24 protein-coding genes are annotated in these 23,950 nt (G+C 65.7%); 6 read left to right on the forward strand and 18 right to left on the reverse strand.

Translation table 11 applies throughout. The features are described from left to right. Positions 1-22: 22 nt before the first annotated feature. The 3 genes from BOO71_RS10375 (at position 23) to BOO71_RS10385 (ending at position 2,100) form a co-directional block, all read left to right on the forward strand. The gene (locus BOO71_RS10375; protein ID WP_075832028.1) at positions 23-1,378 is read left to right on the forward strand and encodes an alpha/beta hydrolase family protein; all 1,356 of its coding nucleotides are present in this window, start codon (positions 23-25) and stop codon (positions 1,376-1,378) included. A gap of 113 nt (positions 1,379-1,491) precedes the next feature. Then, positions 1,492-1,710, forward strand: coding sequence for a hypothetical protein (locus BOO71_RS10380; protein WP_075832030.1), 219 nt, complete (start codon positions 1,492-1,494; stop codon positions 1,708-1,710). A 33-nt stretch (positions 1,711-1,743) separates the two neighbouring features. After that, a complete protein-coding gene (locus BOO71_RS10385) occupies positions 1,744-2,100 on the forward strand; it encodes an MmcQ/YjbR family DNA-binding protein (RefSeq protein ID WP_075832032.1) in 357 nt (118 codons plus the stop codon). Positions 2,101-2,277: 177 nt separating this feature from the next. Here BOO71_RS10385 and BOO71_RS10390 read toward each other — a convergent pair whose 3' ends face one another. Beyond that, positions 2,278-3,027, reverse strand: coding sequence for a basic secretory protein-like protein (locus tag BOO71_RS10390; RefSeq protein WP_075832034.1), 750 nt, complete (start codon positions 3,025-3,027; stop codon positions 2,278-2,280). A 177-nt stretch (positions 3,028-3,204) separates the two neighbouring features. On the opposite strand from BOO71_RS10390, the gene BOO71_RS10395 reads away from it, so the two are divergent. Next, positions 3,205-3,438 carry a hypothetical protein gene (locus BOO71_RS10395; protein WP_075832036.1) on the forward strand — a complete coding sequence of 78 codons (234 nt, stop codon included), beginning with the start codon at positions 3,205-3,207 and terminating at the stop codon, positions 3,436-3,438. A 140-nt stretch (positions 3,439-3,578) separates the two neighbouring features. Here the strand turns inward: BOO71_RS10395 and BOO71_RS10400 are convergent, their stop codons facing one another. Continuing rightward, positions 3,579-4,367: a class I SAM-dependent methyltransferase gene (locus BOO71_RS10400; protein ID WP_075832038.1), complete on the reverse strand. Its 789-nt coding sequence runs from the start codon at positions 4,365-4,367 to the stop codon at positions 3,579-3,581. A gap of 71 nt (positions 4,368-4,438) precedes the next feature. Between BOO71_RS10400 and BOO71_RS10405 the strand changes: the two genes are divergently transcribed. Beyond that, entirely contained in the window at positions 4,439-5,317 is an 879-nt protein-coding gene (locus BOO71_RS10405) for a LysR family transcriptional regulator (protein ID WP_083653328.1), read from the forward strand. A 51-nt stretch (positions 5,318-5,368) separates the two neighbouring features. On the opposite strand, the gene BOO71_RS29060 is transcribed toward BOO71_RS10405, so the two are convergent. The 4 genes from BOO71_RS29060 to BOO71_RS10425 form a co-directional block, all read right to left on the reverse strand. Beyond that, positions 5,369-6,112 carry a c-type cytochrome gene (locus BOO71_RS29060; RefSeq protein ID WP_139322875.1) on the reverse strand — a complete coding sequence of 248 codons (744 nt, stop codon included), beginning with the start codon at positions 6,110-6,112 and terminating at the stop codon, positions 5,369-5,371. Positions 6,113-6,285: 173 nt separating this feature from the next. Then, positions 6,286-6,672, reverse strand: a complete 387-nt coding sequence (locus tag BOO71_RS10415) for an MGMT family protein (protein WP_075832044.1) — start codon at positions 6,670-6,672, stop codon at positions 6,286-6,288. After that, positions 6,673-8,535 (reverse strand): N-acetylmuramoyl-L-alanine amidase, encoded by a 1,863-nt coding sequence (locus BOO71_RS10420; RefSeq protein ID WP_075832046.1) that lies wholly within the window; start codon positions 8,533-8,535, stop codon positions 6,673-6,675. 110 nt (positions 8,536-8,645) lie between these two features. Further along, positions 8,646-9,533: a peptidoglycan-binding domain-containing protein gene (locus BOO71_RS10425; protein WP_075832048.1), complete on the reverse strand. Its 888-nt coding sequence runs from the start codon at positions 9,531-9,533 to the stop codon at positions 8,646-8,648. Positions 9,534-9,655: 122 nt separating this feature from the next. Here BOO71_RS10425 and BOO71_RS10430 point away from each other — a divergent pair, with 122 nt between their 5' ends. Then, complete coding sequence (locus BOO71_RS10430; protein WP_075832050.1) at positions 9,656-10,327, forward strand: hypothetical protein; 672 nt, start codon at positions 9,656-9,658, stop codon at positions 10,325-10,327. Between the two features lie 2 nt (positions 10,328-10,329). Here BOO71_RS10430 and BOO71_RS10435 read toward each other — a convergent pair whose 3' ends face one another. The 12 genes from BOO71_RS10435 to alaS all read right to left on the reverse strand — a co-directional run bounded on the left by BOO71_RS10435 (position 10,330) and on the right by alaS (position 23,822). Then, positions 10,330-11,211, reverse strand: a complete 882-nt coding sequence (locus BOO71_RS10435) for a TAXI family TRAP transporter solute-binding subunit (RefSeq protein WP_075832052.1) — start codon at positions 11,209-11,211, stop codon at positions 10,330-10,332. 23 nt (positions 11,212-11,234) lie between these two features. Continuing rightward, a complete protein-coding gene (locus tag BOO71_RS10440) occupies positions 11,235-11,504 on the reverse strand; it encodes a hypothetical protein (protein ID WP_254843112.1) in 270 nt (89 codons plus the stop codon). After that, entirely contained in the window at positions 11,482-12,270 is a 789-nt protein-coding gene (locus BOO71_RS10445) for a hypothetical protein (protein ID WP_075832054.1), read from the reverse strand. Before BOO71_RS10445 ends, BOO71_RS10440 begins: the two co-directional genes overlap by 23 nt. Before the next feature lie 84 nt (positions 12,271-12,354). Further along, a complete protein-coding gene (locus BOO71_RS10450) occupies positions 12,355-13,374 on the reverse strand; it encodes a tetratricopeptide repeat protein (protein WP_075832056.1) in 1,020 nt (339 codons plus the stop codon). A gap of 316 nt (positions 13,375-13,690) precedes the next feature. After that, positions 13,691-14,725 (reverse strand): NADP-dependent oxidoreductase, encoded by a 1,035-nt coding sequence (locus BOO71_RS10455; protein ID WP_075832201.1) that lies wholly within the window; start codon positions 14,723-14,725, stop codon positions 13,691-13,693. A 61-nt stretch (positions 14,726-14,786) separates the two neighbouring features. Continuing rightward, positions 14,787-16,043: a cation:proton antiporter gene (locus BOO71_RS10460; protein WP_075832058.1), complete on the reverse strand. Its 1,257-nt coding sequence runs from the start codon at positions 16,041-16,043 to the stop codon at positions 14,787-14,789. 70 nt (positions 16,044-16,113) lie between these two features. Then, the gene (locus BOO71_RS10465; RefSeq protein WP_139322876.1) at positions 16,114-16,506 is read right to left on the reverse strand and encodes a DUF6979 family protein; all 393 of its coding nucleotides are present in this window, start codon (positions 16,504-16,506) and stop codon (positions 16,114-16,116) included. Positions 16,507-16,540: 34 nt separating this feature from the next. Beyond that, a complete protein-coding gene (locus BOO71_RS26920; RefSeq protein WP_139322877.1) occupies positions 16,541-16,957 on the reverse strand; it encodes a DUF7662 domain-containing protein in 417 nt (138 codons plus the stop codon). A gap of 93 nt (positions 16,958-17,050) precedes the next feature. Then, complete coding sequence (locus BOO71_RS10470) at positions 17,051-17,902, reverse strand: WecB/TagA/CpsF family glycosyltransferase (RefSeq protein ID WP_254843113.1); 852 nt, start codon at positions 17,900-17,902, stop codon at positions 17,051-17,053. A gap of 4 nt (positions 17,903-17,906) precedes the next feature. Beyond that, positions 17,907-19,436, reverse strand: coding sequence for an O-antigen ligase family protein (locus BOO71_RS10475; protein WP_075832062.1), 1,530 nt, complete (start codon positions 19,434-19,436; stop codon positions 17,907-17,909). Positions 19,437-19,739: 303 nt separating this feature from the next. Next, positions 19,740-20,915, reverse strand: a complete 1,176-nt coding sequence (locus tag BOO71_RS28735) for a hypothetical protein (RefSeq protein ID WP_254843114.1) — start codon at positions 20,913-20,915, stop codon at positions 19,740-19,742. A 210-nt stretch (positions 20,916-21,125) separates the two neighbouring features. Beyond that, on the reverse strand, positions 21,126-23,822 hold the full coding sequence (alaS, locus tag BOO71_RS10485; protein ID WP_075832066.1) for an alanine--tRNA ligase: 2,697 nt from the start codon (positions 23,820-23,822) through the stop codon (positions 21,126-21,128). Positions 23,823-23,950: the final 128 nt, after the last annotated feature.

Here is a 23,950-nt window from a genome sequence, read left to right on the forward strand (position 1 = left end):
GTTTCCCCGGAGGTTTCCCGCCATGAAAAGATTAGCCCTGTTTCTGACCCTGGCCCTGCTCGTTCCCGCCGCCCACGCCCAACTGGCGGCCTCGGCCCCGTCCCAGTCGATTCCTGGCGACGCCCGTCCCGACGCCCCGGAGCTGAGCGCACGCGGCCCCTACGCGGTGGGCGTGCGGACGCTGAAGCTGACCAACCCCGGCCAACTGGACATCGTGAATGCCCCCAAGGAAGGCGACGTGCCCCGCTATGACCGCCCGCTCACCGTGGAGGTCTGGTATCCGGCGCAGGGGGACAGTGGTTCGGGCGTCACCACCTACACTGATTTTCTGGGCAGCGGCCCCAATGATCCCAAGCGCCCCAACACGCCGTTTATCACGCTGGGCCGCGCCACCCGTGACGCCCCGCCCGCCGCCAGCAAGGCCCCGTACCCGCTGATTATCGTGTCTCACGGCTATCCGGGCAGCCGTTACCTGATGACCTACCTGACCGAGAACCTGGCCAGCAAGGGCTACATCGTGGCGGCCATCGATCATACCGACAGCACCACCGCCGACAAGGCCGCCTTTGGCAGCACGCTGCTGAACCGGGCGATAGACGACAACTTCGTGCTGTCCGAGATGGCCCGGCTGGGCGCGGCGGGCAGCGGCTCACCGCTGAGCGGCCTGATCAACGCCGACGATACCGCGCTGGTGGGCTACAGCATGGGTGGGTACGGCGCGCTGAACGCGGCGGGCGCGGGCTACGGCCCGGAAATGGAGCCGCTGATTCCAGGCGGAGCGCTCAAGCAGCGGGAGGTTGGCAATTTCAAGGTGGACCCGCGCATCAAGGCCGTGGTGGCCTTCGCGCCGTGGGGTGGTGACGCCGCCGTGAAAAGCATCGGCGTCAATTTTGGCGGCAAGTACGGCTTCTGGAACGACGCCGGGCTGGCTGGCCTGAAGGTCCCCACCATGTTCGTGGTGGGCAGCCGCGACGACGTGGCGTACTACGAGGGCGGTGTCAAGCCGCTGTTCGAGAACGCCGTGAACGCCGAGCGCTACATGCTGGTCTACGAGAACGCCTCGCACAACGCCGCGCCCAACCCGCCCCCCGCCGCGTCCCTGAATAGCTTCGACGACTACATGCACTACGCCGAACCCGCCTGGGACATGAGCCGCCTGAACAACATCAACCAGCATTTCGTGACCGCCTTCCTGGACTGGAAACTGAAGGGCAAGACGGAAGACGCCGCTTATCTGAACGTGCCCACCCCCCTGTCCAACGACATCAAGGTGAGCCGCAACGCCGACGGCACGCCCAAGGCCGACGACACCTCCTGGAAGGGCTTCAAGGACCGCACCGCGCGGGGAATGGAGCTGTACAAGATGATGCCCAAATAAGGGTTACGGAGAATGGGGGGCGCGGCGAGTGAATGCCGCGCCCCTCTCCTTTGTCCCGCCCTGCCTTCAGCCCGCTCTCAACTTTCGCGGACCTCTGCGGCCCATGCTGGGGCATGACGAAAAACGATTCTGAGGGTGAGCGCGGCTCCCAGCCCACCCCTTCAGTGCCCGAGGGCTTGCCCCAGCGCACGCTGCCCGGAGTGCCCGCCCCCTCTGGTACGGGCATGAGCGCCGGACAGGTCACGGGCCTGCTGGGCGGCGACGCCTCCATGACCGAGGCGAATCTGGCGCTGGAAACTGGGGAGGGAGTGGACCCCACGGCGGAAAGCTGAGTGGGTGCAAGCTGAGCGCCGTATCCTGAAGCCATGCAAACGGTGGCCCAACTGCGGGAGACGTGTGGGCGGCTGCCCCGCTCAGCGGAAACTTTTCCCTTCGGTCCCACGACGCTGGTCTGGAAGGTGGGTGGCAAGGTCTATGCACTGAGCGACATCACGGGCGATCCGCTGAAGCTGTCGCTCAAAGTGCGGCCTGAACATGGCGATGACCTGCGCGCCGCCCACGCTGCCATCGCTCCCGGCTATCACCTGAACAAGCGCCACTGGGTCACGCTGACGCTGGACGGCAGTCTGCCCGATACGCTGGTGGGCGAACTGCTGGCGGGCAGTCACGCGCTGGTGGTGGCGGGCCTGACTCGGGCGGCGCGGGCCGAACTGGGGCTTTGAGGCTCCTGGGATTTCAGCGAAACCACCCGGCACACCGCTTAACACGAGCTTCTCTTTTAGGGGGAGAGGTGAAGTGGCGTCTCAGAGCCGCTTCTTGGTTAATCCGCCCCAGATCTTCCCCACGGTTCGCCTAAGCCCTCATTCGTTGAAGCACGACAGTCAGACCACCGACGGTCATCAATCCGGCGAGGTCTTGTACTCGTTCCAGAGCTGATCCACGGTCTTGCCGGTGAGAACCCTGAAGGCGTCCGGCGTCCATTTGATGTTGTCCTGGCTGTCCATGCTGAGATTCAATTTGTAGATGAAGTCCGGGAAGCGCTTCTCTAGCCACAGCAGGAAAAAGGCGGTGGTGCTGTAGCCGTCGTTCCAGTGGCCGTCCTTGTCAGGTTCGGCGTCTCCAGGCATAAAGCCCGCCCGGTAGCGCACCGAGTCGGCGATGCCCTCGATGAGGCCGCCGTCGGCCCCGCCCAGGTCGCTATCGTCCTGCTGGTACATGTGTGTCATCTCGTGAAACAGGATGCCCCTGATCTCGCTGCCCACATCGCCGCCCTCTTTCTTGACTTTGTTCAGGTAGTCGGTGCTGAGTATCACCGTAATGTCGGCCCCGTCACCGCTCTTGAAGGACACCTCGCCCACGGCTGGACTCAGGACCAGCGTGAGGTGGCTGGCCTGACGAATCTCGCTGGCCTTGCGGTACAGGATGTGGCAGACCTTGCGCCCGATGTCCTGCATAAATGCTTCGGGATTGCTGCCCGCCACGTCGAAGAACGCGCTCTTGCGGGCCGGATCGGGGTCGACCCGGTAGTCGCCCTCACCCTCTCCCAGCGTCACCGTCGGGGTGCATTTGGCGTCGAAAACCGGATCGGCGGGAGATACAGGGGCCGGAGCCGTGGTCTGGGCCGCCGTCAGTGAGGTGAGGGCCAGCAAAGCCGTAAGTATGCATTTTTTCACACCTCAACATTAGCGCGTCTGCGCCTTCTGCCACCATCCTCCGGGCGCTCAACTGTTCTTCCTGTATAGCGTGGCCGTGGACCGTGATAGACGAGGCGAGGTGGCGGAGGCGAGACCCGGAGACCGGACGCCTGAATCCCCTCTGCTGGCCCCATGCGCTCTGTCATGGATGTGCGGGAAGCCTGCGCCCGGCTGCCCGCGTTGGCTGAGGCCCGTGAATCGGCGGCGGCGTGGCGGCAGACCGTGGAGCGAACCGGGCGCAGGCTGACGCTGGGGGCGTGGGCAGTGTGTCTGGGATTCACGCTGCTGGGCGCGTGGTTTGCGGTGGGGCAGTGGGCGCTGTACCGTCTGGCGCAGGAAGCAGAGGCACGTCTACTGGCGAAATAGAGTTCATACGGACTCCGATTGGAAGGTGTTGAAAACACCTGGAAATCCGAACGGAGTGAGCAGGAGAAAAGCGGGTTCCGGGCGTGGAGTGCAGGAATCGGCGCTGTCCCGATTTCTGCACGGAATAGACGGAATCCGTATCAGCGCTTCTCCAGCCGCACCACCATCATCTGCTCGTGGTGGGCCACCAGTTCGCCGCCGCCGTATTCCAGCCCAGCAGCCTGCTGTTCTGCCTCGCTCAGTGCGTCGGCGTGGGCGCGCAGGCGTTCCACAGTTTCGGGGGTGCAGCCGGATTGCGCCGTCCACCACGCGAAGTCCAGCCGGTACGGAACCAGCGTGTGTTGCGTCCACACGAAGCCTGCCGCCTGCGCCAGCTCCTGCCACGCCTCCACGGTGCGCTGGGTGTGGTGGCTGGGATCGCGCATGGTCTGGTATTTGTCCATCCACAGTTGTACGGCGGGGGTGGGGCTGATCTGATCAGCGATGACCAGCCGCCCGCCGCCTTTCAGCACGCGAAACGCCTCGGCCAGAAAGCGGTCCAGATGCAAAAAATGGTGCGGGGCGTGGCGCGACGTGACCAGCGTGAAAGAGGCGTCGGGGAAGGGGATCTCCTCGGCGCTGCCCACCATGAAACTGGCGTTGGTCTGCCCGTCGTCCTGCGCGCGTTGCCGGGCGTGGGCCAGCATCCCCTCGGCCAGATCCAGGCCCACCACTTTCCCCACCTGGGGCGACAGGGCGTGGGCGGTGTTGCCTGTCCCGGTGGCCACGTCCAGCGCGCGGTCCTGCGGCGTGGGCGCGGCGTAGGCTAGCAGCACGGGCAGGCTGGGGCCGTGCCTGTGGACCTCGCTGGCGGCGTACTTTCTGGCGTTGGCGTTGAAATACTCGCGGCTGGCCGAATTGGCATTGTCGGAATTGGTGTTATTTGGCATGCCCCGATTGTGCGCGGCCCCGGCCCATGACTTCAAATCATGGCTGCTGCTGGGCGGTATAACAAGAACTGATGGCAATGGCAGAGGCGTTCCGGGTGTTCGTGGCGATCTACCGGGCGGGCAGTGTCAGCGGGGCGGCCCGCGAGCGGCACCTGACCCAGCCTGCGGTCAGCGCCCAGTTGGCCGCGCTGGAAACCCGCGTGGGCGAGGCGCTGTTTATCCGCACGCCGCGCGGCGTGACGCCCACCGAACGCGGCAAGCTGCTGTACGCCGCCGTGGCCGACGCGGTGGACCGGCTGGACAACGTGGCCCGTGGCCTGCGCGTGTCGCGCCCCATCCTGGCCGAGACGCCGCTGCGGCTGGGCAGCACGCCGGAATTCCTGCACGGCCACGTCCTGCCGCGCCTGAAAGGCTGGGAACAGCCCCTGCATCTCAGCTTCGGCGAGGCGCGCGGCCTGCTGGAGCGCGTGGAGGCCGGAACGCTGGACGCCGCGCTGGTCAGCGTTGCGGTCCAGGGCCGCGCCCTGAGCGAGCGGGCGCTGGCCGGGGTGCCGTATGTCCTGATCGGCCCGCCCGACTGGCCCGCGCCGGATGTGCCCCGGGGCGGTCTGGCCGGGTGGCTCAATGCCCGTCCCTGGGTCAGCTCCAGCGTGGAATTGCCCGTGACGCGGCGCTTTTTTCTGGGCGTTCTGGGCGAGCGGTTCGCGGCCCGGCAGACGGTGGTGGCCCCCGATCTACGCGCGGTGGTGGGCGCGGCAGAGGTGGGGCTGGGGGCCACGCTGGTCCCGCTGTTCGCCGTTCGGGACGCCCTGGAACGGGGCCGCGTGCGCGAACTGTGGAATGTCCGCCCGCTGATTGCCCCGGAGCGCTGGCGCATGGCCTACCGCGTGGCCGACGAGGACCGGGCAGACCTGCGGGCGCTGGCCGGACGGCTGGGTCAGGCCGAATAGGCGAAGTCGCCGTCCTGTTCGTCCAGGACGGCGACTTCAAGGATAGGAAGATCAGTTCAGGGTTTTGATGTGGGCCAGCACGTCGGCGATCTGGGTGTCGCTGAGCTGGGCGTCGGCGAAGCGGGGCATCACGGCGCTCAGTTCACGGCCCGTAGGGATTTTCCCCTCGCGCAGGGTGGTGGTGAACTGGGCCAGCGTCCAGCCCTTGGGACCGTCGCTAGTCAGCAGGTTTGCGCCGATGCCGCCGCCGCCGCCCGCACCGTGGCACCCCGCGCAGTTGCTGGCGAAGATGGTGGTGCCCGCCGCAGCGTCACCCTCGGCGGCGTTGGGGGTGGGCGCGGCGTCTGCCGTGCCGCCCGCAGCCACCGGTTCCGCCGCCCCGTTGGTGTCCTGCTGGGCCGGGTCGCCAGTGGTATTTTCTGCCACGGCGGGAGACTGCGCGGCGGGCAAGGTTCCGCCGCTGCTCTGGTTGTCGGTGGGGGTTTCGGTGGTGGGGGCGTTGGTGTCGGCGGTTCCTGTGGTGCCAGACATTTCCGGTGTGGCCGCAGCGTCTGCGGGAGTGCCAGCGGCCATGCTGCCTGATCCTGCCGTGGCCGAGCCGCCGGGGGCAGTAGCGGTACTCTGCGCGGCGGCGGTGGGCGCTTTGGCGGTCTCGCCGGGGGCGGCCATCAGCCGGGGGGTGGCGATCAGCAGGGTGATCCCCAGGACCGCGCCCAGGGTCACGCCCGCCATCCAGGAAGCCAGACTGCCCTCGACCCAGGGGTCACGGCGGCGCTTGGGGTGCGTTCGGTTCATGGCCCCCAGCATACGCTGGGAGGACCGGGACGTGCCGCCCCCAGCTCTTTTATACGGCCTTTAAGCAGGTGTCCAGAGAACAGATTGCGGGCTGGGCGGCGTCCTCGTCTGCCGCATTCCCTGGTCCAGCGGGCATGCTGCTGGGGGCAAGTTCCCCCGCATCGCTGTTGCCGCTAGAACAGTGCCTCGGGTGGGGCGTCACGGTCTTCCTCGGGCCACCACTGGCGCGCGGACAGATCGCAGCGCCCGGAGGCGTCGAAGGGCACGCCCTCGGCCCTCAGCAGGCGCTCCTGAAGATCGCCGAAGCCCAGCTTGTGGGTGCTGACGCGGCCCTGCGCGTTGATCACCCGCTGCCACGGCAGATCGGCCCCCTCCCCGTCCTGGCCGCCCATCAGGCCGTTCATGACGTGGCCCGCCTGCCGCGCCGCGCCGGGATGCCCGGCCAGCAGGGCCAGTTGGCCGTAGGTCATGACCCGGCCCGGCGGAATGCGCGCCACCAGGGCCAGAATCCGCGCCTGAAACTCGCCAGAGACCTCGGTGGTCCCCGGTTCTGCGGGCATCTACTTGCCCGCGCCGCCCACCGCGCCGCCGTCCACAATGCCCGACACCAGCGCCTCGCGGATGCCCTCTGCGATGCCCAGCGCCACGCGGTCCCGGTAATTGGTGTCCTGCAAATTCAGGCCATCGACGGGATGGCTGGTGTAGCCGATCTCGATCAGCGCGGCGGGAATGCGGCTGTTGCGCAGCACCGCCAGCGACTGGCTGTTCTTGAGGCCCTGCGAGAACGCCCCGGTTTCGTTGATCACGTTGGTCTGGAGCAGCGCCGCCAGACTGCTGGACAGCGGATGGTTGGGGTTCCACCATGTCTCGATACCGTAGCCGCGCAGGGCGTTGCGGGCGTCCATCGCATTGGCATGGATGCTCACGAACAGTTGCGTGCCGGGGGTGCCCATTTTAGCGCGCATGGTCAGATCGGTATTCTTGTCGGCATTCAGCGCGCCGTCCCGGTCACGGGTCAGGACCACGTCTACGCCCGCAGCCCGCAGCAGCGTGGCCACGCGCAGGGCCACGTCCAGCACCACTTCCTTCTCGATCACCGCCCCCACCGCGCCGGGGTCCTTGCCGCCGTGGCCGGGATCGATCACCACGCGCGGGCGCGTGTAACTGGCACTCAGGGCCAGAATTGCCATGCCGCGCGCCGCCGGGATGGCGGGCACGGCAGCCAGCAGTTTCTGCTGGGGCAGCAGCGGCGTCAGATCGGCCAGCGCGGGCGACAGGTCGATGGCCAGCCGCGACAGGTCTCCGCTGGCGGGCGGCAGCAACTGGGCACGCCAGCCGCTGCGGGCAGTGGTGGGCGCGGCGGTCAGCAGCGTGAAGACAGCGCCGCTCAGCGTCGATTCGGCCCGCCAGGAGCGCAGTTCCGGGCTGATGTTCTGGGCCACCTGCGGGGTCACGCTGACGCCGCTGAGTTCCACGCGCAGGCCGATGCCCCCCGGCACGATCCGGTAGGTGGTCCCCGGCGGCAGGTCCAGCACCACCCGCGTCTGCCCCGGATTCTTGCCGATGCGCGGCGGCGTCAGCAGGGTGCCCCTGGCCGTGCCCGGTACCTGACCGCTCAGGGCGCTGGGGGTTTCGGGATTTGCGCCGGGCAGGGCGGGCGCGGGCGGCAGTGGGCCACCGGGCGCAGGCGTGACATCGTCGCCGGGCGGGGTGGCCTGGACTGGAGTGGCCTGCGTTGGAGTGGCCTGCGCCGGGACGGTGCGCGGCACCGAGAGGGCCACCGGAGGAGTCAGTTTGAGGCTTGCGGCCACCGGGACTGGGGGAGGAGCCGCCGGAATTGCCGCCGAGGGCGCGCTGCCCTGTGCCACCGTGCGGACCTGTTTGCCCAGTTCTGCGCTGGCCCCACCCGTCAGGGACGCGCCGAAGTCCAGAATTAGCACCCGCCCGCCTGTACCGATGGTGGTTTCCGTGGCCTGCCATCCGCCAGTCAGCGATAGCGGATAGGGCGTGATCAGCGTGGCCTGCCCGCCCCCGGCGCGGTACTCGTTGACGCTGTCGCCCAGCTTGCCGGACACGGTGGGGATCACCCGCGCGCCCTGGATATCCAGCCGCAGCCCGGTGAAGGTGGGGGTCAGGGTGTAGCTGACGCCAGTGGGCAGATCAAAGACCACGCGCGTAATGCTGCCGTTCTGGCTGGAACGGGGCGACCCGAAAGCGGCGTCCTGAACGCCTGTCAGGTTGATGGGGGCCGGAGCCGCGCCGGGCGTGCCCTGCAACACGGGCGCGGCCTGCGCCGGAACCTCGCGCATGAAGGGGTCGCTACCCTGCGCCAGATTTGATTGCGCCAGATTCGTTTGTGCCAGACCGGTTCCAGCGACCCCTAGAAGCAGGGCAGATGAGAAAAGAATAATCTTCTGCTTCATGATGCTTCCCACTATTCAATGTTTCAGGTGAGAAAGGACGCTCTGGCACTCATAAAACGCAGATGACCCTGGGCGTGAAAAATCTCATGGGTGTCCCATCTGGCGTTTTTTTAGGGTGTGACGGGCGCGTCGAATGTCGTGGCCCCCTCCGAGAACAGCCGATTCCAGGTGTCGCGGTCCACCACTCCGGTGATAGGCAGCCCAGCCGCCCTCTGAAAAACGCGCACGGTCTGCGTGGTTGCCGGGCCATACCAGCCGTCGCCCTGCCCGGCGCGCTGCGGGCGCATCAGCGCGATCAGGCGGTTCTGCACCGCCAGCACGTCGGGGCCATGAAGCCTGTTGTTCTGCAAGGTCAGCGTGCGGCCAAATGGCAAGGGCGCGAGGTCTGGTGTGGCCGGGGGAACAGCCGGGGCGGTGGGCGCTGGGGTGGCTGTCTGCATCTGGGCTGGCAGGCTGGCCTCTGCCGTAGGGGACGGCACGGGCACGGTGGTGACTGGAGGGGCGGGCGTCAGGATCACGCCGCCGATCCGGGTGGCCCCGGCGGGCGCGTCCCCGGATGGACCTGTTTCAGTCTGCGTGGCCTGTGCCTGCGTAACCTGTGTCTGCGCGGATTCACCCTGGGCGGGTGGCAGGTCCAGGTACACCAGGGTCTGGGTCCGTCCGTCCGGGTCTGGCTGGAGGCGCAGGTAGACGTACCCGCCCGCCGTCTTCAGCCAGTTGTAGACGCTGCGCTGCTCGTCGCGGCTGCGCCACACGCTGTACAGATCGTCTGGCAGCGCCGCATTCAGTTTCAGGCGCGCGTCTTCCACACCGTCTGATACGCCCACACACTGCTTTTCTGGCAGGCCGATTCCGGCAAAACTGGAGGGGCAATCCCGCAGCACGCCGCCCAGCGTCTGTGCCGTCTGGAGGGCTGCCGCTTTCAGGTCTGCCCCACCCGGCGCGGCTCCGGCAGTGGCGGTCAGCAGGGCGAAAGCCAGGGCGTGGACGCGCTTCATGCCTGTAGTCCTAGCACGCGGGGGCTGACGGTGGCTGAGTGCCGTGCTGACCTCTGGTTGATCGGACGCCCTTTCAGCCCCGGACCTCGCGCGCTGAAAGCCACGGGTTCAGACTGGGCGGCATGACGATTGCTCAGGAAGAAACGCGGCGAATCGGTGACGTTCCAGCCGCCCGTGCCCTGCGTCAGAACATCGCTTTTCTGGGCCTGTTCACACAGCCGCGTTCGCCCAGTGAAATTGCGGCGTCGGCGGGCATGGCGGCCAATCTGGCACACCACCACGCCCGCAAACTGGAGGGTCTGGGCCTGTTGCTGGAGGTGAAGCGCGAGGGGGGCAAGGTGTTCTACCAACTGGCGGCGCGGGAGTTCCGGGTGCCCAGCGATCTGCTGCCGCCAGAGGACGCCCAAGGCAACGGCACGGCGGACCTGCGGGAACTGAGCGAGGGCTTTCTGCGCGCCTACGGGCGCTCCTGGGCACGGATGCACGAGGGCGAGGAAGACGTGTACGGCTTCGGCTCAGGCGAGGGTCCAGTCTTGCTGCCACCCCCGCCCGACAGCGCCGGTCTGGAGGCCCACCCCACCCATCTGGACTCGCTGACGCTGCGCCTCTCGCCCGAACGGTATCAGCGGCTGGCCCGCGCCCTCAGCGCCCTGCTGGCCGAGGCCCATGCCGAGGGCCACAGCGCCTCGGGGGCGCACTGCACCCTGGCGGTCCTGGCCTTCAGGGACGAGACGAAAACGGACGGCAACCAGCTTTCCCGCAGCACCAACAGCTTTCTGGGAGCAGAGTTTTAGCTCTACTTGTACTCCGACCACGGCCACGTCTTGAAGGTCACCTGCTGCCATTTGGGGTGCATGCCCTCGTCTTCCTGAAGGTTGACCAGCTTGCCCACGGCGCATTTCTTGTAGGCCAGCAACTTCTCTTTCTTGTCGGGGGTCTTGAAGTCGCGCGTGACCAGCACGCTCTGCACGGCCACTGTCGGCACGCTGGAGACGCTCAGGTTGGGATACCGCAGCTTGGCGGCGGTGTAGATGCCGTTCAGCGGCGGGCTAAACGGCACCGGGACCAGTTGCACGCCGCTCAGCTCCTTGACCCAGGGGGCGGGCTGACCGATCACCGCCAGCACGGCGTCCACCTGCCCGGCGTTCAGCGCGGCAAAGGCGGCAGGCTGGTCCTTGACGGGTACGATGCTGTACGGCACCGCCAGTTTGGCGCTCAGTACCTTGGCGGTGATCACGCTGCCGCCCCAGGCCGCCACGCGCTTGTTTTTCAGGTCACCAAAAGTTTGCACGCCAGTCACGGTGGTCTTGCCCAGAAAACTCTTGCTGGTCACGGGCGGTTTGGCAAATAGATGAATTTCCTCGTCGTACAGAGGCAGCAGCGCCTTGATGCTTGCCATGCGCGGGTCCTGATCGATCTGCTCTCTGGCCTTGAGGACATCACTTTGCACGAAGGCCAGTGAGACCTCGTTGTTCATCAGCAGATCGATGTTGTCCAGGCTGCCGCCCGTGCCGCGTTCTTTGAGATACGCACTCTGGGCGCAGACCTGCCCGATGTTCCTGAACATGGCGCTGTAGGTTCCGGTGGGGCTGCCGGTGGCGACGTTGAACGAGATGGGATCGGCGGCGTGGGCAAGGCCGAGGGTGGACAGCAGGAGCAGGCTCAGAACGCGGGTCATGGTGGACCTCCAGAGAAAGGGGTTTATTTCAGCTCGCCGTAGCCGTCCCCGTTGGTGGTGGCTGGAGGCGTGGCCGGAGTGACTGGCGCGGTGGGTTGCGCGGGTCTGGGCAGTGTTGGACTAGATGGTGTTGGATTGGATGGTATGGACACCGTGCTTCCACCGCCGAAAAATCCCTGCTGATCCAGGTACACGGCGGCGGCGCACAGCAGCAGGATGGCGGCCAGCACGGCAGTCAGGATGCGGGCGCGGGTCACCTGGGCATCCTCATCATCCGGCGGTTCCCCGTGCATGGCCTGACTGTGCATGGCCTGACTGGGCACGGCCCGACTGTTCGCCTGCCGACAGTGCCTCGTCCAGCAGCGCGGCGTTGCGGCCAGCGCGGCGGGCGATCTCGCTCAGGGCGCTCTCGGTGACGTGGCGGTCCTCGGCACTCAGGTTGGCCTGTTGCAGCGCGGAGGCCACATTGCCCTTGGCCTGTGCCAGTTGGGTATCGATGCGCGCCTTCTTGATCTGCCGGTCAAATTCTCCCAGATCGGCGCGCAGGTCCGAGAGGTGGGTCTGGGCGCGGGCAAAGGCGTCGCGACTGACCTGTAAATCGGTTTCCCAGCGGGCGATGTCGGCGGCGTCCATGTCCGCGCGGTTGGTGTCGATCAGCCGGCGGAAGTCTTCCAGATGGCCGTTGGCCTCGGCCAGTTGGCGGCCCTTGGCGGTGATCAGATCCTCGAACTGCTTGCGCTGCAAGATCAGCGTTTCCAGCGGCATGGCGCGGGCCACCGCCTCCTTGGCGCGCACCCGGCCCGCGTTGAGGGCCAGCATCAGCGCGGGCAGCAGCACGATCACCGCCAGCAGCGCGATGCCAAAGGCCGCGATGGTCACGGTGGTCAGCGCCACGTTGAACAGCGCCACCGCCGCGCCGCCCAGCACGGCCAGCGCCAGCACGCCGCCACCCGTGGCCAGCACCAGTTTTCCCGCCGTGACGGGCCGGGGGGCCAGTTCGTTCCCAGCGCCAGAGGGCCGCAGGTTGATCACCGTCTCCTGGGGGACAGGTTCGTTCATGCCCCTTTATACGGCGAAAGGGGGCAGGAGGTTGCCGGAGAGGCCCGCAGTCCATTCCACTCTCCAGAGAAAAGCGGACGGGTTTTACAGTTTCGCCAGTTCCGTCTGTGCCGCCGCGAAGCCTGGGCGCAACCGCAGCGCCTCGCGGTAGGCCGCCTGGGCTTTTGCCGTCTGGCCCATTCCGGCCAGCGCCCGGCCCCGCCAGTAATACATTTCCTCGTGCGCGGGGGCATCGCGCAGTACGGCGTTCGTCAGGCGCAACACGTCGTCGTAGCGCCCGTTGCGGGTGTACGCCTCCAGCGGGCCGAAGGAATACCACAGCGTGCGCCACGCCAGCCCGCCCACGGTGCGCGCCGGGCGGGTGGGATCGAGTTTCGGGTCTGGCCGGGCCGCAAACGCCGCGTCGAAGGCCCGCACCGCTCCACGCGAATCGCCCAGATTCAGTCTGGCCTGCCCCACGTTCAGCCATGCCACGGCATCATTTTTCTTCTCCGCCTCCGCGAGCGACACGCGCAGGGCCGCGCGTTTATTCATGCCCGCGTCGGCGTGGTAGCCCAGCGCCGCGTCCAGTTCGGCCTGCCTGCTTTTAGGGGCGATCACCAGAAAGGTGCGCCCGAACGAACGCCACAGCTCGTCCAGCTCGGCGTAGCTAAAGCCCAGGCGGCCCATGTACGAGTCCAGCGCCGAGAACTTGCCCTTGGCGTCGTCGTAGCCCGTCAGCAGGCGGTAATGGCCCATACCGCCGCTGTCGTGCGTGACGAACCACGTCTCGGCAATCACCGGGAATCCGGCGGCCAGCAGACGTTTGAGCATCAGCGGTGTGCCGCCGCGTGCCAGATGCACCGCCATGCCCTGACCGCGCGCAAAGGCCGCCAGTTCCTCCGGCGACACGTTCACGTCGCCCCCGCCCGCCTTCAACTTCGGCGCGATGTCGTACTGGTTCAGCGTGCCGCCCCAGCGACTGAGCGCCATGCCCACCGTCACCGGGCCGCAGTTGTTCAGCCGCTGGTACTCGTGCTTGATGTTGTCGATGCTGATCTGGGCAGGCAGCGCCGACGCCACGCCAAGCAAGGCGAGGGTGAGCAGGGGCGGGAGGGCGCGCATTCCCCCCATTCTCGCCAATATTCATGATCCGGGACTGAGGCGGGATGGTGAGGGAAGGCCCAATGGCAGGCACATTGGATCACTTCTTGCGCCCCTCCACAGCCTTAGCCACAGCGCTGCGCCTCACGGCGTACCCCGCAACGCGCAGACTTCCCGTGATGCTCTCGACCAACCGTTTCTGACCCCTGGCTGCCGTCAAGCGCTCCGCCGTCGCCAACTGCTTCTGGAATGCTCTGGATATCTCCTTCCTGGGCATCCTTCAAAATTAATCCCCCCAGCCACTACAGCGGGGGGGATACCGTCAAGCCTTTTAACCCTACAGCTTGACCACCATCTTGCCGGTGTTCTGGCCTTCCAGCAGGCCCATGAACGCGCCGGGCATGCCGTCGATGCCTTCCACCACGGTCTCGTCGTAGTGCAGTTCGCCGGACGCGATCCAGCCCCCGACTTCCTGCACGAACTGGGAGAACAGGTGGCTGTAGCTGCTGACGATGAAGCCCTTGAGGGTCAGTTGACGGCCAATCGCCAGCGCCAGATTGCGCGGGGCGCTGGCCGGTTCGGTGGCGTTGTACTGGCTGATCGCCCCGCACAGCGCCGCCCGCCCGAAGGGGTTAAAGGCGAACAGTGCCGCTTCCAGATGGTCCCCGCCCACGTTGTCGAAGTACACGTCGATGCCGTCCGGGGCGGCCTCGCGCAGCAGCTTGTTCACCGGGCCGTCCTTGTAATTAAATGCGGCGTCGAAGCCCAGTTTGTCGGTCAGGTGCGCTACTTTCTCGGCGGACCCGGCGCTGCCGATCACGCGCGCCGCGCCCTTCAGGCGGGCAATCTGGCCCACGGCGCTGCCCACTGCCCCTGCCGCGCCCGACACGAACACCACGTTCCCTTCCTTGAAGGCGGCGACATCTAGCAGGCCCGCGTAGGCGGTCAGGCCGGGCATGCCCAGAATGCCCAGGTACGCGCTGGGCGAGACGCCGTCCATCGCGTCCACCTTGCGCGCCGCCTTGGCGGGCAGCAGCGCGTGGGTGCGCCAGCCCTGATCGTGCAGCACCAGATCGCCCACGCTCAGGCCATCCCCATTCGAGGCAATGACCTCGCCTACCGCGCCGCCGGTCATGGTCTCGTTCAGCGCAAAGGGGGGCGTGTAGGACTTGACGTCGTTCATGCGCCCGCGCATGTAGGGGTCCACGCTCAGGAACAGGTTGCGGACCAGCACCTCGCCGTCACCGGGCTGGCCCAGTTCGCGGTCCACCAGCGCGAAGTCGCTGTCCTTCGGCGCACCCTGGGGCCGGGCGGCCAGTTGAACCTCGCGGGACATCGTCTTTTCTGGAGTTGTCTGTTCTGAACTTGTCATGAGGGTATTGGGCTGCCTGCGGGCGACCATCAATGTGAGATGAAATGCATTCCAGCTTGGTTCAGGCGTCCGGGCTGGCCTCGGCGGCTCTGCGGACCAGCGGCAGGATGGTCAGCCCCTGCACGGCAATGGTGAACAGCACGATGGCGTAGGTGACGGTCACGATATGCGTGCGGTACGCGCTGGCGGGCAGGCTCAGCGCCAGACTGATGGCAATGCCGCCGCGCAGGCCACCCCAGGTCAGCAGCCGCACCGTGTAGGCCCCGTAGCCCTCGCGGGCGCGGACCAGCATGAAGGGCAGCGCCACGCTGATCCAGCGGGCGGCCAGGGCCACGGCGATCAGCACGGCGCTGGCGATCAGTTGCGCCCCGGTGGTGCGGGTCAGCAGCACGTCCAGCCCGATAAAGGCAAACAGCAGGATGTTCAGCACCTGATCGATGGTCTCCCAGAAACTCTCCACCAGTTCGCCCGTTTCCTCGCTGAACACCTCATGCCGGTTGGCCGAGATCACCAGCCCGGCCACCACCATCGCCAGCGGGCCGCTGATCTCCATCGCGGCGGCGGCCACGTAGCCGCCCACCACCAGCGCCAGCGTGACCAGAATTTCCACGGCATGCTGGTTGATGCTGCGCAGCAGGCGGTAGCCCACCACGCCCAGCACGGCCCCGAACAGCAGCCCACCGCCTGCCTCGCGCAGAAACAGGATCAGCACCTCCAGCGCGCTCACGCCGCCATCGTGCCGCCCGCCGATGCCCGCGATGCCCGCTAGCGCCAGAAAAATGACCACGCCCACACCGTCGTTGAATAGGCTTTCCCCGGCGATCAGCGTTTCGATCCTGGCCGGAACCTTGGCCCGTTTCAGCAGGTCCAGCACCGCCACCGGATCGGTGGGACTGATCAGCGCCCCGAACAGCAGCGCCCAGATCAGCGGCACGTCCAGTCCCACCAGCCCGAAGACGAAATACGCCGCGAAGCCGATCAGAAAGGTGCTGATCAATGTGCTGAGAAAGGCCAGCGTCAGGATGCTTCCGCGCTGGCGCAGCAGTTGGCGGGCGTCCAGACTCAATGCCCCGGCAAACAGTAGTACGGCCAGAATGCCGTTCAGCACGAAGTTGGTGAAGTTCAGCGTTTGCAGAAGCTGCGCCGCCCAACCGCGCACGCCCGGAATCAGGTGAAAGGCGTCCAGCGTGATCAGCACGATGCTGGCCAGCGCCCCGGCCAGCGTGACGCCCACAGTGGTGGGAAAGTGGAAAAAGCGCTCGTTGAGGTAGGCCAACAGCGCCGTGACACACAGCAGCGTGGCGAAGGCGGTCAGCATGGGCTTAACGATAGAGCGGCGGGGTCATTTCTTGCCGCCGCTGTCTGATCGCGCGCCGGGCCGTGATAGGTCAGGGTGAGGCCGTCCCCGCTGCCGGAAGGAAGGCGTCGTGCTGGATCAATGAAGCCATGACGTCCAGTACGCCATTCTGGCCCTTGCGGGAGATGCCACGCTCAGCAGCGACGGCCTGCCACCATATGGGCTTGCGGTTCAGTAACGAAGGATCAGCCAGATACAGGTGGTAAGCACATAAGGCGTGGCGGGCGTTTTCCCTCAGCGGCTTGTCCGACGACGCAGTAAATCCACGGACAAAACCATGCTTGGCCAGACCCACGAACGCCGCCTTTGGACAGCCCTTGGCTCGACTGATTGGTGTGCCAATGTCCCGCTCAGCCAGGGTCTGCTTGGCGTTTTCCCAGGCTTGCGAGGGAGAGGCGGTTTGGGCTAGGGCCAATTCGGTCAAATGTGTATATAGTGTCATTATGCTTCTCCTGGAGTTACTTTTTTTGAAAGACGACTGTCTCTTCACCAAGATCAAGCTCACAGGTCCGCCGCCCAATATCCAACCAGGCTGCGGAGTACGGGTGACTGCGGGTATTGGCCCACCACGCATTGTATTTTCTGGCTGAGGCAGGAAGTGATTTACCAATGATGTCCTCAATTTGCGAGAATGTCATGCAAAAAGTTTCTTCCTCACGTCCATAAAGGTGTCTGGCAAGTTCTCGGTATCTGGGACGGATCTGATTGAAGTCGAACTTTCTTGATGCTTCTTCTCCTGAAATAGGAGAGGGAAAAACAGCGTCGTTGAGCTGTCGTATCAACATGCCCGCCACCTCTGAAGAAACCAAGTATGAAAATTCTTGCTCACCGTCTGAGATTCGGATACTTGTTTTTTTCATGTCTAATAAAAGCACATTATATAAACTATGTCAAGGGAAACGGCGGCATCCTGGGTTCTCCCCTGTGCCGCCGAGACGCTGACTGTTCTGAATTGTGTTGCCCAGCCCTCAGCCCTTGCCCGCCGTCCGTCCCCGGTCAATCACCTTCTGGCCCAGCAGTTGCAGCATGAACTTGCCCACGAAACGCGGGTTGTGCTTGGCGTAGCGCTTCCACAGGCGGCGGGGTTCCATGATCAGGCGGAACAGCCATTCCAGCCCCAGCTTCTGCATGGCGGGCGGGGCCTGCCTGACCCGCCCGGAGTGGAAGTCGAAGGCGGCCCCCATGCCCAGCAGCACGGCGTCCAGGCGGCCCGTGTGGGCGGCCATCCAGCGTTCCTGCTTGGGGCAGCCGATGCCCACGAACACGATCCTGGCCCCCGAATCGGCGATCTGTTGCGTGTACAGCGCGTCTTCCTCGCGGGTGGGGGGACGGAAGGGCGGGGCGATCAGGCAGGCGATCTCGATGCCCGGATAGTGGGAATGCAGGAAAACGACGAACTCCTCCAGACTCTCGGGCGTGCCGCCGTACAGGGCGATGGGCACGCCTTCACGGGCGGCGGCCTCGCAGACGTGCAGCATCAGCGTGGGGCCGTACACGCGCTCGGCCTGCGGCACGCCCAGCGCTTTTAGCGCCCACACCAGCGGCACGCCGTCGGAGGTCACCAGATCGGCTCCGTTGACCACATCCCGGAATTCGGCGCTGTCGCTGGTCTCCATGACCATGTGGACGTTGGAGGCGCAGACATAGCGCGCCTGCCCGGAGCGTGCCCAGTCCATCACCCTCGCCGTGGCGTCCGCGTAGGTGGTGACATCCACCCGCATCCCCAGAATCGAGCGGGAGGTCAGGGTGGGGGCGGGTGGGGCGGTGGTGGACGGCGTGGAGGCGGCAGGGCGTGGATCGGGCGAGGTGGGAACAGACATCGTTTCAGGACTCCTTGAGGGCGGTGGGAACAGGCAACGCAGAAGGGGCTGTGGGAGATTCGGTCAGGGCGAACTGGCGACGCTGGGTTTCCATGGCGGCCAGCCCGAAACCGAACAGGCACCAGAACCAGATGCCCCCCTGCGGCCCTTCCAGATACACGTCGAAGGAGGCGTTGACCAGAAAGGCCAGCCAGTAGGCGAAGAGCCACAGGTTCAGGCTGGCCCACAGCGTGTTCCGGGCGGCGCGTGCGAGTGCGTAGGCGCGCAGCAGGCTGAAGCCGAAGGCCAGTTGCAGCGCCACCCAGGCCAGGAAACCCGGCACGCCGGAGCGGGCCAGGAAGGTCATGTGGCCGTTGTGCGGGTTTCTCAGCGAGTGGTCCTGATACACCTGGAACCCGTCGGAGTCGGCCAGATTGATGCCGTAGCCCTTGCCGGTCCAGAAGTAGGGACCATACACCGTGTAGTCCACGATTTCTTTCCACCAGTCCAGCCGCCAGGTGCGGGTGCCCTCGCGCACATCCGAGCCGGAATCCCCGGCGATGCTCTGAACATTGAGCAGCAGGGACTCGGCAGAGATGTCACGCTGGCCACCCAGGTTGACCTTGAAATTGGTGGCGATCAGCAGGGTCAGCAGGACGGCCACCAGATACACCGGACGGCCCCAGCCGCTGCGGGGGCGCAGCAGGACGATGAACGCCCCGCTGGCGACAATGGCTAGCGTCGCGGCGCGGCTCTCGGAGGTGGCCAGGATGCCCAGCAGGATCAGCCCCCACCACAGCCATTCGTGCCAGCTCCGGCGTCGCTCCGGCGGCGTGAAACGGTGGTGCAGGCCCAGCAGCAGAAAAGCCACGACGCCCGCCAGATGAACGCCGATGTCTCCGCCCTTGGGATACAGCAGCGGCGTATCGCTGCCCGGCCACGCTGGAATGACCTTCTCGAACAGTTTGAAGATCACGAAGCTCAGGGGCGCGAAGAACAGGAACCACGGGATGATGCGGGCGTACTGCGTCAGTACCCGCTCCAGCCAGCCCAGGCGCAGCAGCAGCCCCGCCACGATCAGCGCAAAGGCCGCGTACAGCCAGACCACGCTGTCGCGCAGCGCATCAATTTTGTAGAGACCGATATACGGCACGGTATTGATCAGGCCAATGAACATGAACACGCCCAGCAGCGCCAGCAGCCCCCGGTAATGGCGGATGCCGACCATGCCCACCCGCCACAGCGCCAGCAGTCCCACGGCCAGCGCCATCTCGCCCACGAACAGCGGGGGCACCCCGATATACGAGTAGCCCTTGCCCAGAAAGGCGTAGCCGATCAGCGAAACGCCGATGAACCCCAGGGCGAACTGGGACAGGCGGTCCCACACGCGCACCAGCCCGGCCAGCAACACCATCAGGGCCGCCAGTGCCCCGGCCAGCAGCGGTTGTTCGGTGGCCAGAACACCCACCAGCAGTGCGGCAACCAGCAGCGCCAGCCACGTCGCCCAGCCGACGCGCGCGGGCTGGGTCTGCGCCCCGGAATTCCGCAGAGGCATGGACTTCACAGGCCAGTGCCCCTCATTTTCGCTGTGAAGCGGCGGGCATATGGAGGAACTGCCGGGGTCCGTTTCGCCGGGCAGGACTGGGCGTGTGAATGGTCAGTCGCCCTGGAAGCAGGCCGATTTCGGGCGTGGAATAGTGTGGACGGACGGCTTGCAGACATACTTCTCCCAGAAGTCGGTGCGGAACCGGTCCGAACCTCATAACGTGACGGAATGTAGCCAGCGGGCCGCTAATAAAAAATAAACGGGCGGGCCTCTGCGCTAGCTGGTCCTGCGCTTCTCGTGGCTGGAGGCGGCTTACTTGGAGACCGGCCCCACCGTGATTTTGGTCGATTTCAGCTTGGCCAGCCAGCGGGTGTACTCATTGCGTTCCATCGTCAGGGTGATGCGGCCAGGAAGGATTCTGTTGCCGTAGCATTTGCGCGGTTCGCAGTCGGGAAACCAGGTGGGGTTCTGGGTCTCGCGGCCCTTGAGGGGATTGCCCCAGGCCACCAGATTGTCGCGCACCGTGATGTTGAAAAAAGTTTTTCTGGCCTTGTCCCCGCGCGCATCCCACACGTACAACCCGACATTCTGGGCGGGGATCGGTGCCCCGCTGGGCAGGTAGCCGCTGGCGATGATGCGGTTGTTGTAGACCTCGATATCGTGACCGGAAGATACGGCAATGCCGTTGTTGGACGTGGCCACGACCTGATTTCTGTAGACCAGAATGTAGCCTGCCGCCTCGGCCACGGTTTTGGCGCTGCCGTCGCCCGCGTTGATGCCGCCGCCCGCGTAGGTGCTGACCCGTGGGTTGACGGCATACGCCCCCTGAATGTAGTTGTCGTGGATCTTGATCCGGCTGCTGGGGACGCCGCTGGACAGATACATGTTGATGTTTTCCTCGGGACGGCTCTTGCCCGGCTCGTTGATGACCTGATTCCAGGCGATCTCCGCGCCGCTGATCTTGCGGACCGCATTGAACTGCACGAACTGCACCAGCCGGTATTCCTTGTCCGAATACTGACCCTTGCCCGTGCTGTAGCGCCCGTCGATATTCAGGGCCTTGTTGCGCAGGATCTTGATCGTTTCTCCCAGCTTCGCCTGTCCCTTGTAAGACCGCAGGTAAATGCCTGAAGTCCCGATCATCTCGTTGTTCTCCAGCACAATGTTCTTGAATTCCTCGGCGGCCAGGAAACGGCCAGGGTAGCGGTATTCCTTGAGGGGCCGGTCCGGGTTGAGCGCCACGCCACGGGTGTTGCGGACCGTCAGGTTGGCGCTGACGAACGCGGTGTAGATCAGCGTGCCCTTGCTCTGGATGTTGGACTTCTCGATGATCACCTTCTGGCTGGTGGCCACGGTCACGGCGGGCACCTTGGGGTCCAGGCTCTGCCAGTTGCCCCGGTAGGTGCCGCCCTTGCTGATCACGATGGGTTTGTCGTACTTGATCGTCTGGGCTGCGCCCACGGAACCGACGACCAGAAGGCACAGCATCACAGAAGACAGAAGGCGGAAACCTGGGCGCATGAAGGCCCACTATAGGTCAGTCAGGTTGACGAGGGGTCAATCTGATCAACCAGGGGTCAGTCTGGTGAGATGAAGGACGATGGCCCCGTCACTGACCTGACCGCGTTGCGCGCCCCACCCGTCAGCCGTGGTCCCCTGCATGGAGCGGTGAACCGGAGCTGATGCTGAAAGATGAACTCAGAATGCCGTGTCCAGAGCCAGCAGAGCCGCCCCTGCGTCCGTAATTCCCGCCTGGGCCATGTCCGGGCGGCCCCCGCCCTTGCCGCCGCCCGCCGCCGCCAGCTTGCCCACCAGTTGCCCGGCATGCGCCCCGCGTGCCACGGCGTCTTTCGTTGCCTTGACCACCAGGCCCTTATCCCCGGCGAGGACGACAATATCGGCTCCACTTTGATCCAGCAGCTTGTCGGCAGCGCCGCGCAATTCGTTGCCCTCAATGCCGCTCAGCTTGAGGGACGCCACCTTGAAGCCGCCCAGTTCGCGCACCGGGGAGGCCGCGCCGCTGCCGCCACCCATCTGCGCCTCGGCCAGTTGACGGCGCACCGCCACCATTTCCTTCTCAGCCGCTTTGACCTGAACTTGCAGGCCAGCCACACGCCCTTCCAGGCCGTCGGGATTGGTGTTGAGCATGGCCGACACGCGGGCCATCTGCTGAAGGCGTTCGCGCAGCCACCCGGTTGCGGCCTCGCCCGCCAAAGCCTCAATGCGGCGGACCCCGGCAGCCACGTTCTCATCGCTCAGGAGGACGAATGCGCCGATGTCCCCGGTGCGCCCTACATGCGCGCCGCCGCAGAGTTCCATGCTCGCCACGGCCTGCCCCTCGTAGGACACGTCGCCGCCCACACGGACCACGCGCACGGTGTCGCCGTATTTCTCGCCGAACAGGGCGGTTGCGCCCGACGCCCGTGCCTCGGCAATCGGCATTTCCTGCCACGTCACGGGGAAGTTGGCGCTGACCCAGCGGGACACCAGCCGCTCCACATCCGCGAGTTCGTCCACCGTCATGGCCGCGCCGTGCGAGAAGTCAAAGCGCAGACGGTCCGGCGCAACCAGGGACCCGGCCTGCCGTACTCCCGAACCCAGTACCGCCCGCAACGCCGCGTGCAGGAGGTGCGTGGCGGTGTGGTGTCGCTGCGTCGCGTGCCGCTCGCCCGACACCACGCCGCGCACGCTCTGGCCGGGTTTCAGCTCGCCGGATTCAACCGCCACGTCATGCAGGAACACGCCGCCGGGGGTCTTGCGGGTGTCGCGCACCACGCCCGCGCCCCGCTCACCATTAACACTGTCCCATTCCAGGCGTCCGGTGTCGCCCACCTCGCCGCCGCCTTCCGCGTAGAAGGGTGAGCGGGACAGCACCACCGTCGCCTCGTCGCCCGCCGATAGGTGTTCAATGCGTTCGCCGCCCACCATCAGGGCCAGCACCTCGCCGTCGGCCTCCAAGTCGTCGTAGCCGACAAACTGGGTCTGGGGCAGGTCTTCTAATGCCTCCTGCGCCCCGAACAGTTCGGATTTGCCGTACTTGCTGCCCGCCCGCGCGATGTTCTGGGCGTTTTCCAGGCTCTCGGCGTATCCGGCCTCGTCCACGCTGACGCCGTATTCCTCGGCAATTTCCTTGGTCAGATCAACGGGGAAACCGTAGGTATCGTAAAGGATGAAGGCTTCGTTGCCGCCCAGCACCGCTCCCTTCTCCATGCCTTCCAGCAGCCCGCCAAGGCGTAAAATCCCGCCTTCCAAAGTCTTCAAAAACCGTTCTTCCTCGCTCTTGATCGTCGCTTCCACCCGCGCCTGTTCCGTTCGCAGTTCGGGGTAGGCGTCGCCCATGCTCTCCACCACCAGCGGCACCAGTTTGTACAGCGTCGGCTCGCGCAGGCCCAGCAGGTAGGCGTGGCGGCTGGCACGGCGCAGAATCTTGCGGATCACGTAGCCGCTCCCGGTGTTGCCAGGGGTGCTGCCGTCCGCAATCACCATGCTGACGCTGCGGACATGCTCGGCCACGACGCGGTGCGAGACGTTCTGCGGTCCCTCGTAGGCGTGACCGCTCAGCTCGGCCACCCTGGCGACAATCGGGCCGAAGACATCGTTGCTGTAAAAGTCGTACACGTCTTGCACGACGGTGGCGATGCGCTCCAGGCCCATGCCCGTATCAATGTTCTTGAAGGGCAGGTCAATCAGCGTCGGCGTGCCGTCTGCCCCCGGTTCCTGGCGGTCATATTGCGGGAAGACGTTGTTCCAGATTTCCAGAAAGCGCGCGCTCTCGCGGGTGTTGGCGTATTCGGCCCAGGTGTCGTCGCCGTACTTCGGCCCCCGGTCATAGAAAATCTCGCTGCATGGGCCGCAGGGACCATTCGGGCCTTCCTTCGGCGCGTCGGCGGGCCAGAAGTTCTCGTCGGCCCCAAAGCGCAGCACATGGTCTGCGGGCAGGCCGATTTCCTTCGTCCAGATGTCATACGCTTCCTCGTCGTCCTCGTAGATGGTGGCGTACAGCTTGGAGCCGTCCAGGCCCATCCATTCCGGGTCAGTCAGAAATTCCCAGGCCCAGGTCAGCGATTCGCGCTTGAAGTAGTCGCCAAAAGAAAAGTTGCCCAGCATTTCCAGCAAGGAGCAGTGCCGCAGGGTGCGCCCCACGTTCTCAATGTCGCCGACGCGCAGGCATTTCTGGGCGGTGGTCACGCGCTTGTTCGCGCCCTGTTCAAAGCGGGCGGGCGCGCCCATGAACTGCGCCTTGAACGGCTGCATCCCCGCCACCGTAAATAGCGTCGTGGGATCAGGGGAGATCGTGCTGGCGCTGGGCAGGCGCAGATGGCCCTTGCTCTCAAAAAAACTGAGGAACTTCTCGCGGATCTCGGCGGTGGTCAGAGTGGAGGATGGAGCAGTCATGCGGGCGAGTTTAGCGCGGGGGCCAGAGTGAAAAGGAGCGCGGAAAGTCCAGGGCAGTGTCCTCTTCTGGAAGAGCTGGCAGCCTGGTCAACAAGAGCTTTTAGCCTTGCACCAAGAGTTTCCAGTCA

The sequence above is a fragment of the Deinococcus marmoris genome (assembly GCF_001949125.1).
Classification (GTDB): Bacteria; Deinococcota; Deinococci; order Deinococcales; family Deinococcaceae; genus Deinococcus; species Deinococcus marmoris_A.

What these genes read in the sequence shown, in the direction of transcription:
- BOO71_RS10375 (WP_075832028.1), top strand. Translation starts at nt 23, where the DNA reads ATGAAAAGATTAGCCCTGTTTCTGACCCTGGCCCTGCTCGTTCCCGCC.
- BOO71_RS10380 (WP_075832030.1), top strand. Translation starts at nt 1,492, where the DNA reads ATGACGAAAAACGATTCTGAGGGTGAGCGCGGCTCCCAGCCCACCCCT.
- BOO71_RS10385 (WP_075832032.1), top strand. Translation starts at nt 1,744, where the DNA reads ATGCAAACGGTGGCCCAACTGCGGGAGACGTGTGGGCGGCTGCCCCGC.
- BOO71_RS10395 (WP_075832036.1), top strand. Translation starts at nt 3,205, where the DNA reads ATGCGCTCTGTCATGGATGTGCGGGAAGCCTGCGCCCGGCTGCCCGCG.
- BOO71_RS10400 (WP_075832038.1), bottom strand. Translation starts at nt 4,367, where the DNA reads ATGCCAAATAACACCAATTCCGACAATGCCAATTCGGCCAGCCGCGAG.
- BOO71_RS10405 (WP_083653328.1), top strand. Translation starts at nt 4,439, where the DNA reads ATGGCAATGGCAGAGGCGTTCCGGGTGTTCGTGGCGATCTACCGGGCG.
- BOO71_RS29060 (WP_139322875.1), bottom strand. Translation starts at nt 6,112, where the DNA reads ATGAACCGAACGCACCCCAAGCGCCGCCGTGACCCCTGGGTCGAGGGC.
- BOO71_RS10415 (WP_075832044.1), bottom strand. Translation starts at nt 6,672, where the DNA reads ATGCCCGCAGAACCGGGGACCACCGAGGTCTCTGGCGAGTTTCAGGCG.
- BOO71_RS10420 (WP_075832046.1), bottom strand. Translation starts at nt 8,535, where the DNA reads ATGAAGCAGAAGATTATTCTTTTCTCATCTGCCCTGCTTCTAGGGGTC.
- BOO71_RS10425 (WP_075832048.1), bottom strand. Translation starts at nt 9,533, where the DNA reads ATGAAGCGCGTCCACGCCCTGGCTTTCGCCCTGCTGACCGCCACTGCC.
- BOO71_RS10430 (WP_075832050.1), top strand. Translation starts at nt 9,656, where the DNA reads ATGACGATTGCTCAGGAAGAAACGCGGCGAATCGGTGACGTTCCAGCC.
- BOO71_RS10435 (WP_075832052.1), bottom strand. Translation starts at nt 11,211, where the DNA reads ATGACCCGCGTTCTGAGCCTGCTCCTGCTGTCCACCCTCGGCCTTGCC.
- BOO71_RS10440 (WP_254843112.1), bottom strand. Translation starts at nt 11,504, where the DNA reads ATGCACGGGGAACCGCCGGATGATGAGGATGCCCAGGTGACCCGCGCC.
- BOO71_RS10445 (WP_075832054.1), bottom strand. Translation starts at nt 12,270, where the DNA reads ATGAACGAACCTGTCCCCCAGGAGACGGTGATCAACCTGCGGCCCTCT.
- BOO71_RS10450 (WP_075832056.1), bottom strand. Translation starts at nt 13,374, where the DNA reads ATGCGCGCCCTCCCGCCCCTGCTCACCCTCGCCTTGCTTGGCGTGGCG.
- BOO71_RS10455 (WP_075832201.1), bottom strand. Translation starts at nt 14,725, where the DNA reads ATGACAAGTTCAGAACAGACAACTCCAGAAAAGACGATGTCCCGCGAG.
- BOO71_RS10460 (WP_075832058.1), bottom strand. Translation starts at nt 16,043, where the DNA reads ATGCTGACCGCCTTCGCCACGCTGCTGTGTGTCACGGCGCTGTTGGCC.
- BOO71_RS10470 (WP_254843113.1), bottom strand. Translation starts at nt 17,902, where the DNA reads ATGTCTGTTCCCACCTCGCCCGATCCACGCCCTGCCGCCTCCACGCCG.
- BOO71_RS10475 (WP_075832062.1), bottom strand. Translation starts at nt 19,436, where the DNA reads ATGCCTCTGCGGAATTCCGGGGCGCAGACCCAGCCCGCGCGCGTCGGC.
- BOO71_RS28735 (WP_254843114.1), bottom strand. Translation starts at nt 20,915, where the DNA reads ATGCTGTGCCTTCTGGTCGTCGGTTCCGTGGGCGCAGCCCAGACGATC.
- alaS (WP_075832066.1), bottom strand. Translation starts at nt 23,822, where the DNA reads ATGACTGCTCCATCCTCCACTCTGACCACCGCCGAGATCCGCGAGAAG.